This is a genomic window from Pseudoalteromonas sp. TAE56 (genome assembly GCF_000497955.1).
Classification (GTDB): domain Bacteria; phylum Pseudomonadota; class Gammaproteobacteria; order Enterobacterales; family Alteromonadaceae; genus Pseudoalteromonas.
In genome coordinates this window covers 61499-70607 of sequence record NZ_AUTN01000102.1, presented here as the reverse complement: position 1 = coordinate 70607, position 9109 = coordinate 61499, and the positions used below count along the sequence as shown (strand labels likewise).

Here is a 9109-nt window from a genome sequence, read left to right as displayed (position 1 = left end):
CCGCCGAAACAGGCGAGATTGACTTAACCGCACCAAGCCTTGTTATTGCAGACAATGATGTTAGCAATGACACGACACCGACTATCTCGGGTATAAGCGATGCGCCACAAGGCAGTGAAGTCACTATTATTGTGACAGACAGTGCCGGTGCACAGCAAACTATTACCGCGACAGTTGGCGCAAGTGGCGCGTGGTCAGCCCCTGTTACGATAGCCCTTGCAGAAGGTAACTTCACCGTGAGCGCCAGTGTGAGCGATGCTGCAGGCAATGAAGCTACTGCCACAGGCACTGGTGAAATAGATACCATTGCACCGACGCTTGTACTTACCAGCCCAGGCTCAAGTAACGACATCACCCCGACACTCAGCGGAACAAGCGATGCGGTTGAAGGCACGGTTATTAACTTTACCGTAGTGGATGATTTAGGTAGCTCACAAACGTTCACCACCACTGTGGATGCTGATGGCAACTTCTCAATCGAAGTACCGACTGCACTGGCTGAAGGGCCGTACACGATCACCGCCAACATCAGCGATGTTGCAGGTAACAGCACCGATATTACAGGCAATGGCACCATTGATACCACTGCACCAAGTGTGAGTGTGGATGCGCCGTTACTCACCAACGACACCACACCAACCGTTACTGGCACCAGTGATGCACCTAACAGCACGATTACAGTTACGTTTACAGATGCAGCAAATGCCACCCAAAGCATTGATGTACAAACCGACACCAATGGTAACTGGAGCGCGACACCAACAGGTATATTAGCTGAAGGGAATTACAGTGTTAGCGCCAGCATTATCGATGCTGCAGGCAATACAGGCACGGGTACAGACAGTGGCGAAGTAGATGTTACCCCACCAGATTTAGCGTTTACACCTACCTTCTTATTAGGCTCATTGGTGTTATTAAATGGCACCTCTGATTTACCGGCTGGCAGTGAAATTACCATTACCGAGCAACTTGTTGGCGGTGGCGTAGGGCTAAGTTACACCACAACCACAGATGCCAATGGTAACTGGTCATTAACTGGTATCGATATCTCATTACTTAATTTAGGCTCCGTGATCGCAACAGCGACCGATGCCGCAGGTAATACCCGTACAATTAGCTCAGATGACTTTGATAATACACCGCCGACACTCACTGTTGATGTTGCAGCACAAAGTGACAGCAATACACCGGTTATTAGCGGCACAAGTGATGCGGGGGAAGGCGCGCAAGTCACTATTGTAGTGACCGACAGTGATGGTAATCCACAAACCATCACCGCGCTTGTGGATGCGGATGGCAACTGGAGTGCCACACCAGCGACACCATTAAGTGAAGGTCAAAGCACCATTGAAGTAAGTGTACGCGACAGTGTTGGCAACGAAACCACAGTGAGTGACACCACTACCATCGACACGCAAGCGCCAACGCTCACCATTCAAAACGTGGGCGATGTCAGCGATTTAACACCAGAGCTTCAGGGCACCAGTAATGAAATTGGTGGCACCGTTACACTCATCATCACCGACAGCGACGGCGCCGTGCAAACCATTGACACTATAGTCGGCAGCGATGGGCATTGGTCTATTGAAGTGTCAACAGCCCTTGCACAAGGTGACTTTAGCGTTGTTGCCAGCATTACCGATGCGGCAGGCAACGAGAGCACAGCCAACAGCAGTGGCAATGTTGATACCATTACGCCAATCGTCACCGTTGATGTATTGGGCTTAGGTAACGACAGCACACCGACCGTTAGCGGCACATCAACAGAGCCCGCAGGCACGGTTATAAACATTGTTATTACCGACAGTAACGGTGATGAACACCCAATCACCGCCACCGTGGATGCAAATGGTGATTGGCAAGCAACCAGCCCTGAATTACCTGATGGAAGCTACAGCGTACAANCCAGTATCACCGATGATGCAGGCAATACCGGCGGCGCCACACAATCAGGCAACCTAGATACCTTAGCGCCGACACTGACGTTAGACACAGTAGGTGCCACTAATAACAGCACCCCAACAATCAGCGGAAGCAGCAATGCGCCAGCGGGCACAGTGATAAACATCAGTGTAAGCGATGGCACCACAACCGAAACGTTCACCGCGACAGTACAAGCCGACGGCAGTTGGTCAGCAGATGTGCCGACAGCATTAGCTGATGGAGAGCTTACTATTGAAGCCAGCGTGAGCGATAACGCCGGAAACACTACCACATTAAGTGAAACCGCGACACTCAACACCACCGCGCCGAGCATTAGCATTAATGCCTTGGTTGATACCAACGACACCACACCAACCATTAATGGTACAAGCGATGCGGCAGATGACACCATCATTAGCTTAACGTTTGAAGACAGTGCGGGGAATATTACGACTGTTGATACGACGGTAACGGGTGGCGTCTGGAGCGTTGATGCAGCAACTGATTTAGCCGAAGGCGAATACACCGTAACAGCTACCGTTAATGATGGACTGGGCAATATAGGGAGTGCAACAGAGACAGGTCAGATAGACCTTACTGGCCCGAGCCTTATTATTACCGACAACGGCGTAGGCAACGACACCACGCCAACGATTGCAGGCAGTAGTGATGCACCGCAAGGCAGTACGGTAACGGTTATAGTGACAGATACCAGTGGCACACCACAAACAATGAGCGCCACCGTACTTGCCAATGGCACGTGGTCAATTCCTCTACCGGTAGCACTTGCAGAAGGTGCATACACCATTAGCGCGAGTGTTGAAGACACCGCTGGCAATGAAGCAACAGCCACAGGCACTGGTGAAATAGATACCACCGCACCGACACTTGTACTTACCAGCCCAGGCTCAAGTAACGACATCACCCCGACACTGAGCGGCAGCAGCGATGCGGTTGAGGGCACCGAAATAACCTTCACCATTGTTGACGATCAAGGCAATACACAAACGTTTACTACCACTGTTGATGCCGATGGCACCTTCTCAGTCGAAGTGCCAACAGCACTTGCAGAAGGGCCGTATAGTATTGAAGCCAGCATCAGCGATGTGGCAGNAGGTAACAGCACGGACATTATAGGTAACGGCACAATAGACACCGCTGCACCAAGTATTACTGTGGATGCGCCAGTATTAACAAACGACAGCACGCCAACCGTGACTGGCACCAGTGATGCACCTAACAGCACGATTACGGTTACGTTTACAGATGCAGCAAATGCCATCCAAAGCATTGATGTACAAACCGATGTTAATGGTAACTGGAGTGCGACACCAACAGGTACATTAGCTGAAGGTAATTATAGCGTCAGCGCCAGCATCACTGATGCTGCAGGCAATACAGGCACTGGCACAGATAATGGTGAACTAGATGTAACCGCTCCGGAGCTTGAAATTATTCCATCGTTTTTATTAGGAAATTTGGTTTCTCTTTCGGGGGATTCTGATTTACCAGGAGGCTCTGTGATCACTATTACAGAGTACCTAGTTGGTGGGTTAGTTGGTGCAACTTATACAGCAACGACAAATCCTGATGGCACGTGGGGGCTTGCAAACATAACAGTACCTTTACTAAGTCTTGCTTATGTCACAGCCAGTGCTAGTGATGCCGCTGGTAATGTCAGAACAATCAATACACTTGATTTTGATAACGTAGCGCCAGAACTAACCGTTAGTGTTGATGCACTTTCAAACGATAGTACTCCAGTAATTAGCGGCACCACCGATATGGGGCAAGGCACTGTAATTAATATAACGGTTACCGATAGTGCAGGGCAAAGCCAAGAGTTTACGGCGATTGTTCAAGCCGGTGGTGGGTGGTCTGTTGATGTACCAGCTGAGCTAGCGCAAGGTCAGTACACCGTTGTTGCAGAGGTTAGAGATGGTGTTGGTAACTTAACAACTGAGCAAGTGCAAGGTGAAATAGATAGTGTTGCCCCTACAATAAGTGTGAACGAAGTTAATACGACAATAGATACAACCCCTACAATCTCAGGCACGAGTAATGAGATTGGTGCTGATGTTACCATTATTATTGGCGGTCAAACACTAACAGCAACTGTGGGTACTGATGGCAATTGGCAAGTAGATGTACCTATAGCACTTTTTGATGGTGATTATACGGCGCAAGTAAGCATTACCGATGACGCTAATAATATCAGCAGCACGACTATTGATTTAACAATTGATACCCAAGTACCTGTTATTGTACTTAATGACACAACTGTATTTAACACTAATACACCAATTATAAGTGGTACTTCAACTGAACCACAGAATACGGTGGTCGATATAGTCATTACAGATAGCAACGGTGATATACATACTTTAACCGCAATAGTTGATGCTAGCGGCGATTGGCAAGTTACAGCGCCAAGCTTGCCAGATGGCAATTATGATGTAGAGGTAAGTATTACCGATGATGCTGGTAATACAGGCTCCGATACAGGCTCGAGCTTTATTGATACTCAAGCACCAAGTATTACTATAAACGCATTAGGTACAATTAATAACAGCACACCAACTATTTCAGGCACATCTAATGAACCTGAAAATACGAGTATTACTGTAACTGTGACCGATGGAGATAGTACCGAGACTTACACAACGACCGTTGACGCAGGAGGTGATTGGAGTGTAGATATAGCCGACGCACTGACTGATGGTGAAGTTATAGTTTCTGCAACTATTGTCGATATTGCAGGTAATAGTGCTTCAGCAAATACTACCGCAACGTTAAATACCAATGCGCCAACAATTAATATTAATACAATTGTTGATACGAACGATCAAACACCTGCAATATCAGGCACAAGTAGTGCGGCAGATAACACAGAAATTACGGTCGTTATAACTGACGTTAATAACATTTCACATACTGTAACTACTTCGGTAGTAGGCGGGATTTGGAGTGTTGATGCGATAAGTATTCTTCCTGAAGGTGAGTTTACTGTTTCGGCAAGTGTGACTGAAGGAGGCTTAACGAGTAATGCAACGGGCGGTGGTGTTATCGATTTAACAGCACCAGCGCTTAGTATTACACCGCTTGTAACTTTAAATGACACAACGCCAACTATTTCAGGTACAACTACTGCACCACAGGGCGCATTAGTTATTATTTTAATTACGGATGACTTAGGTGCAGAGCAAACGGTTAATGCTACTGTTGGTGCAAATGGCACATGGTCAGTCGCTGCAAGTACAGAGTTGAGCGAGGGCATTTACACGGTTTTAGCTTCAACAACAGATACTGCCGGTAATCCTGTAAACACAAGTATTACAGGGGAAGTTGACATAACAGCGCCAGTTGTGACCATTAACGATATTGCTGGAAGTACCGATCTAACTCCAAGTATTTCAGGGAATGTGACAGGTGCCATGGTAGGTGATGCAGTTGCTGTGGTATTTACCGATGCACTAGGGAATAAGCATACTGTAAATACAACAGTTCAAACTGGTGGTGTATGGTCTGTAGAGGCAACTAGCTCTCTATCACAAGGAGATTATTCAGTTGAAGTCTCTGTTACTGATAGCGCGGGTAATACCGGGGACGCAACAAATACAGCAACCATTGATACAATTGCTCCTGAAATTAGTATTAATCAAAGTTCATTAATACTAACTCAAGATAGCACTCCATTGATTACAGGTACGTCTAACGAGGAAAATACAAACGTTATTGTTACCTTTACTGATTCTGCTGGAGTTTCTCATCAAATGACCGTTCAAACCGATGGCAATGGAGACTGGCAAGCGGCTGCTAATAATATTTTAGCTGACGGTGTTTACAGTGTTAGTGCAACTATTAGCGATGCTACGGGCAATACTTCGGTCGACAATAAAACCGGTGGTGAGGTTGATACCATGGGACCAGAGCTAACAATTGTGCCTTCGTTCCTATTAGGTCAGTTGGTTTCTTTATCTGGTACATCTGATTTGGGCGAAGGTAAAACCGTTACGGTTACTCTAGAGCTTGCAGGTGATTTACTCGATTTAACATACGATGTAACCACAGATGCAAATGGTGATTGGGAGCTATTAGGCCTAGCAGTTAATGTTATTGGCTTATCGGTTGTTGAAGCTTCTGCAACTGATGATGCTGGTAATACAACCACTATAACTACGGCTGATGTAGACGCTTCAACCCCAGTACTGAATGCGGTGGTTGACTTTGTAACTGGAGAAGGCGATTTACCAATAATTAGTGGTACGACCGACCAAGCACCAGGCACTGAAGTGCTAGTTAGAGTGGTAGATAGCGAAAATGTAGTACAAGAGCTTACTGCAATAGTACAAGATGACAATACGTGGGTAGTACAGGTACCTCAATCATTGGCTGAAGGTACATTTAGCGTAACAGTTGACGTGTTAAGTGAGGTCGGCATTACTACCACGCAACTACTTACCGCAGTGGTGGATACAATATCGCCAACACTTGGCTTACAGGTTATTGGCACAACATCAGATTCAACGCCAATAATCCAAGGTACCAGTGATTTAATTAATGGTGTTGTTGAAATACAACTAGATGGCGGCACTGTACTAACTACTACAGTTGATGCTTTGGGAATATTTACACTTGAAGTTGATGCATTATCTGAAGGGCAGCACGTTGCTAATGTGAGTATTACTGATGATGCAGGAAACGTAGTTACCGATACTCTCGAGTTTGTAGTGGATACACTAGTACCAGTGGTTGATATTTTACCATTGACTATTAGCGATACCGATATATTAACTATTTCAGGCAGTTCTGAAGAGCCTGAGGGTACAGACATTGATGTAGCTGTTATTGGTAGTAATGGTGAAAAAACGGTATTTAATACCTTAATTGGTAGCGATGGAAAGTGGTCTTTAGTAACTACTAGCTTATTAGATGGTATATATACTGTTTCTGCAAGTATAACTGACGCCGCAGGCAATACTGGGCAGTCGGCCATTGAGCAAGTAACCATAGATACTATAGCGCCAGCGCTAGGGATTGATGCGTTTGGTGTACTTAATACGCTAACACCTACTATTGAAGGGACAAGCGATGAAGAGGTAGGGAGTTTAATTACCGTAAATATTACTGACTCTACAGATACATTATATGTAGTTACCACTTCGGTATTAGGAGACGGAACATGGCTTATTGTTACTCCTTTACTTGCTGAAGGTGACTTAACAATTGAGGCAATAAGTACCGATGATGCTGGGAATATAACAACAGTTACGCAAACGGGCACTATTAGTACAACCTTACCAGGTTTGTTAATTAATCAAATTGTAGATACAAGCGATACAACGCCAACAATTACAGGTACCACAGATATATTAGCAGGTGACGTACAGGTAGTTATTACCGATAGTAGCGGTACAGCAACGACATATAACACCCAAGCTATTGCAGGTGTATGGACTCTAATACCTACAACACCATTAGCTGAAGGTGCCTTTACTGTAAGTGCTACAGTTGAAAACTTAGGGCTTACAAGTTCTACAAGCCTAGGTGGCATTATTGATTTAACACCACCAACAGTTGAAGTTAACCAGTTACCTGTTACTAATAACCCGTTACCAACAATTACAGGTATAAGTGATGCACCAGCAGGTACAAATGTAAGTGTTGTTATTACTGATGCTAATAACGATTCACAAACTATTACCGCTCAAGTTGCAGGCAATGGCACATGGTCAGTAACAGCTACTACCGCACTGAGTGAAGGTAGCTTTAGTGCAACAGCATCAATAAGCGATACAGCGGGTAACTCTGCTAGCGATACTATGGTGTCAAGCACCGATTATACTGCACCAAATGTAGTGATAGACCCAATTACAGTAGGGCAAGATACAACGCCTACCATTACGGGTTCTGTAACTGGAAGCTTTGCAGGTGCGGCTGTAATAGTTATGTTTACCGATTCTGCAGGTGCCACTCACAATGTTGACACAACCGTTGGAGCTGATGGAACTTGGAGCGTGATATCGGCAGAAGTACTTAGTGAAGGTAACTACACTGTAGATGTTGGCATTGCTGATGGTGCAGGTAATACTGGTACGCAATCATCAAGTAGCGCAATTGACTCAGGTATTACAATTGACTCGGGACTAGAACTAACAGCAGAACAAAGCCCAGTTATAACAGGTACAGCCGCTCCAGGTGAGTCTGTAACTGTTACCTTTAGTGGTCCAACTGAAAGTATTGTATTAATAGAAACTGTTAATGCATCGGGTGTATGGAGTGCTACAGCTAATACTGCCTTAGCTGATGGGGAGTACACAGTAACAGCCGTAGCAACTGATACATCAGGCAATACAACTTCAAGCGGTAGTTTATCTGGATTGGTTATTGATACTACACCAATAAGTTTTGAAATCACTGATTTTGACTCTGGGATATTAGGTGTTTTATTACCGTCAGTTGAAGGAACAACAGAACCAGATACTGAAGTGTATATTATTGGCTCTTCATTATTGGGTGTTAACTTACTCGGTCTAGATTTAGATGTACTAGATAATGCAGGAAGTTTTACTTCCGATAGCAATGGAGATTGGGGAGGCTTTCTAAATTTACTCAATCTAAACATAGGTGGAGGAGAGCAATTCTACTTTGTAACTGTTGATGAAACAGGAAACTACTTAATCAAAAATACTGGAAACACAATAGAGGATACGGGAAATATTTACGATAATGGAGCAAGCGCTGCTTCTGGCGACACAATCCCTGCATCATTTAGCGAAGAGTCGGCTCTAGGCGATACAACCCCTAATGAAGTTTCAAGCAACAACATATTAAGCACTGAAACAATTGACTTAGGTAACTTGAGTGGTCTGTCAACACCTGAGCAAACGGTCCAAATGAGTTCGGCAGAACCGCTTAATATTAATGACGTAATCATTAGCGAAGATGCAGAGCAGCTTATAGCGCTAAATACGCTGGTTGAGGATGAAGGCTCTGCAATTGCTTATACTCCAGCCCAAAGCGGGGGAAGCATTGATACAGCAGCACCTGCGGTTGATGTACAAAATCAATCGGAGGAAATGATTAAACACTTAATTGAAAGTAGTAATAATCAAACGGATATTTAATATTAATAGAGCCCTCTTAATTATTTATTAAGGGGGCTTACATTATTAAGAAAATTGAT

At 45.0% G+C, this 9109-nt stretch carries 1 protein-coding gene; it reads left to right on the top strand.

From position 1 onward, the window contains the following. Positions 1–17: 17 nt before the first annotated feature. Entirely contained in the window at positions 18–9050 is a 9033-nt protein-coding gene (locus L656_RS0110920; protein WP_275041073.1) for an Ig-like domain-containing protein, read from the top strand. The last annotated feature ends 59 nt before the right edge of the window (positions 9051–9109 follow it).